Source organism: Kitasatospora sp. NPDC047058 (assembly GCF_040643935.1).
In the GTDB taxonomy this organism is placed as follows: Bacteria; Actinomycetota; Actinomycetes; order Streptomycetales; family Streptomycetaceae; genus Kitasatospora.
The window spans coordinates 1-3217 of the sequence record NZ_JBEYVJ010000601.1; the positions used below are offsets into that span (position 1 = coordinate 1).

At 75.9% G+C, this 3217-nt stretch carries 4 protein-coding genes; 3 read left to right on the forward strand and 1 reads right to left on the reverse strand.

The genetic code is table 11. From position 1 onward, the window contains the following. The coding region (locus ABZ885_RS38055; protein WP_360199301.1) for an ATP-binding protein at window positions 1-363 on the reverse strand (363 nt) is incomplete at its 3' end. 239 nt (window positions 364-602) lie between these two features. Here ABZ885_RS38055 and ABZ885_RS38060 point away from each other — a divergent pair. From ABZ885_RS38060 to ABZ885_RS38070, 3 genes are all read left to right on the forward strand, one after another. Further along, a complete protein-coding gene (locus ABZ885_RS38060) occupies window positions 603-1436 on the forward strand; it encodes a hypothetical protein (protein WP_360199303.1) in 834 nt (277 codons plus the stop codon). A 190-nt stretch (window positions 1437-1626) separates the two neighbouring features. After that, window positions 1627-2385 (forward strand): YcnI family protein, encoded by a 759-nt coding sequence (locus ABZ885_RS38065; RefSeq protein ID WP_360199305.1) that lies wholly within the window; start codon window positions 1627-1629, stop codon window positions 2383-2385. Between the two features lie 87 nt (window positions 2386-2472). Beyond that, window positions 2473-3144: an SCO family protein gene (locus ABZ885_RS38070; RefSeq protein ID WP_360199307.1), complete on the forward strand. Its 672-nt coding sequence runs from the start codon at window positions 2473-2475 to the stop codon at window positions 3142-3144. Window positions 3145-3217: the final 73 nt, after the last annotated feature.

Sequence of the window (3217 nt, forward strand, 5' to 3'; positions counted from 1 at the left end):
TCCACCACCCCCGCGGCGGTCCGCGCTTCGGTGGGGGGGGCCGGCCGGCGGGGCGGCGGGGCGGCGGAGCTGGTGCGCGGGCGGGGCGGGCGCCGGCGGCGCGGAGATTCCGGGGCCGGAGTCGGTCACCTCGATCCGCAGCAGGTCGCCGCTGATCGAGGCGGTGACCTGGAAGACCTCGTCGGGCCGGCCGCCCGCGCCGTGCTCGACGGCGTTGGCGCACGCCTCGCTGAGGGCGACGCCGAGGTCGTGGGCGATCTGCGGGTCGACACCCGCCGTCGCCAGCGCACCGAGCAGAATGCGCCGGGCCAGCGGAACGCTGGCCGAGTCGCGCTTGAGGTGCAGAGTCCACCAGATGTCCACGGGAGGTCCCTCCTGGCTGCGGCTCCACATATAACGAGGTATCTCCGGGTGATCCGGCGGTGAACCGTGCCGGAGGTCCGCCACCGCCCGTTCGGCGGATGGACTGGGGCCGTGGTCTGTGCCGAGCGGCGCACACCGGGCACCGCACGCCGGGGCCGAACGGGGCATTGGTGGGATTCGTGAGACTTTCCCACCCTGCCCGTGTCGGCCTCGTCGGCGATGAGATGATGGGCCCCGCCATGACTGCCCACGCCGCCGCCCCGCACCCGGGCGCCCCCGCACCGGACGCGCCGGTGGGGGCCGCCGCCTGGGACCTGCGGCTTGTGCGGGCGGTGCCGTTCGCCCTGGTCTGCACGCTGGTGGCGGCCGCCGGGCACGCCCTGGCCGGCGGCGGGAACGTCGCCCCGGCCGCGCTCGCGACCGGCTTCGCGGCCGTCCTGGTGCTCGCGGTGGCCTCCGGCGGGCGGGAACGCTCGCTCGGCGCCATCGCCGGTGCGCTCGGCGCGGGCCAGCTCGGCCTGCACTTCCTCTTCCACACCTTCGGCGGCCACGCCACCGCGGCGGCCGGCCTGCACCACGGCGGCGCCAGCGGCTCCGGGCCGCTGACCCTGCCGCAGGTGGCGGGCCGGCTGCTCTGCAACGAGGCCCGGCCCGGCACGCTGGCCGGACTTCCCGGCAGCCCGACCGCCGAGCAGCTGGTCGCCGGCGCGGGCCTGGACCCGCGGGCGTACGCCGCCGCGCCCTGGTGGCAGAGCGGCCTGTTCGGCATGACGCCGTCGATGCTCGCGGGCCACCTGGCCGCCGCCCTGGTGGCCGGCTGGTGGCTGCGGCGCGGCGAGGCGGCGCTCTGGCGCCTGGTCCGGATCACCGCCACCGCCGCCCGGGAGCACTGGGCGGCGCCGCTGCGGTCGGCGTTCGCGCTGGCCGCCGCGCTGCTGGGCGGCCTGCTCGGCACGCCCGGCCCGGCCCGCCGGTCCGGCGTGCGCGGCGGGGACGACCCGCTGCCGGCCGGTGCCGCGCTGCGGCACAGCGTGGTGCGGCGGGGACCGCCGTTCGGGGCACTCGCGTACTGACCCCCCGTCCCCCGGTACCCCCACATGTACCGGGCCCGGGTGTACGCGGACGCCGAGCCGTACCCGCACCCCCGCGGGGCCCGCGGCTCCTCCCCTCTCGTCCCCACGCCGCGCGGCCCCTTCGAGGCACGGACCACCGTGCCCGGGAGCGGGCCCGCCGCCGAGACTCCGAACGGAGACCCACCACACCATGCGTTCCCTTCCCGCCCGTCGTATCGCCGCCGTCGCCCTCACCGCCGCCGCCTCCGTGGTGGCGCTCGCCGGACCGGCCTTCGCGCACGTCACCGTGAACCCGGGCAACGCCCCGCAGGGCGGTTACACCGCCGTCGACTTCCGGGTGCCGAACGAGAACGACGCCGCCTCCACGGTGAAGCTGGAGGTCAACCTGCCGCTGGACCACCCGCTGGCCTCCGTCCGGACCCTGCCGATGCCGGGCTGGACCGCGACCATCGAGAAGTCCAAGCTCGACAAGCCGATCAAGGTGCACGGCAACGACGTCAACGAGGCCGTCTCCAAGATCACCTGGACCGCCGACGCCGGCACCAAGATCGCCCCCGGCCAGTTCCAGGAGTTCCGCGTCTCGCTCGGCCCGCTGCCGACCGACACCGACAAGCTGGTCTTCAAGGCGCTGCAGAGCTACGACAACGGCGACGTGGTCCGCTGGATCGACGAGGCCAAGGACGGCCAGCCCGAGCCGGCCAAGCCCGCGCCCGTGCTCGCCCTCACCAAGGCCGCCTCCGGCGACGGCCACGGCGTCGCCGCCACCGCCTCCGCCGCTCCGGCCGCCGACGGCCACGGCCACACCGACGACGCCAAGGACGAGGCCGCCGCCGACACCAAGGCCAGCGACTCCACCGCCCGCGTGCTCGGCGTGGTCGGCATCGTGGTCGGCGTGATCGGCACCGCCTTCGGCATCCTCGGCCTGCGCCGCAAGAGCTCCGCCTCCTGACCCCCGCACCGGCGGGGCCGTCCCCGAGCCGCACCCCGGCCCGGGGGCGGCCCCGCCGGTGGTCCACCGCGCACGATCGGATCTCCCATGCCCCGCACCCCCCGCACCGCCCGCCTGGCCGGCGCCGCCGCCGTCGCGCTCGCCGCCGCGCTCACCCTGACCGCCTGCGGCTCCGACGGCGCCGGCGGCAGCGGCCCCGCGAAGGTCACCCAGCAGAAGGCCGACTCGCCGTACCAGGGCACGGTGCTCAGCAAGAACTTCGAGAAGCCCGACCTGCAGCTGACCGACACCGCCGGCCGGCCGTACGACCTGCGGCAGAAGACCAACGGCAGGACCACCCTGCTGTTCTTCGGCTACACCAGCTGCCCGGACGTCTGCCCGACCACCATGGGCGACATCGGCGTGGCGATGAAGAAGCTCTCCGCGGAGGAGCGGCAGAAGGTCGACGTCGTCTTCGTCTCCACCGACCCGCAGCGCGACACCCCGCAGGTGCTGCGCACCTGGCTGGACTCGATGGGCACCGACTTCATAGGCCTCACCGGCGACCTCGCCAAGGTGAAGACGGCCGCCAGGTCGCTCGGGATCATGATCGAGGACCCGGTGGTCAACGGCGACGGCACGGTCACCTCCACGCACGGCGCACAGGTGCTGGCCTTCCTGCCCTCGGACGACAAGGCGCACGTCCTCTACCTCAGCGGCACCGAGGAGAAGACCTACGAGCACGACCTGCCGCTGCTCGCCAAGGGGGTCGCGGCGTGAAGGGCACCGGGGCCCCCGGCTTCCGCCGCAGCGCGCTCGCGGGCGCGGCGCTGGCGGCGGCCCTGGGCGGCGG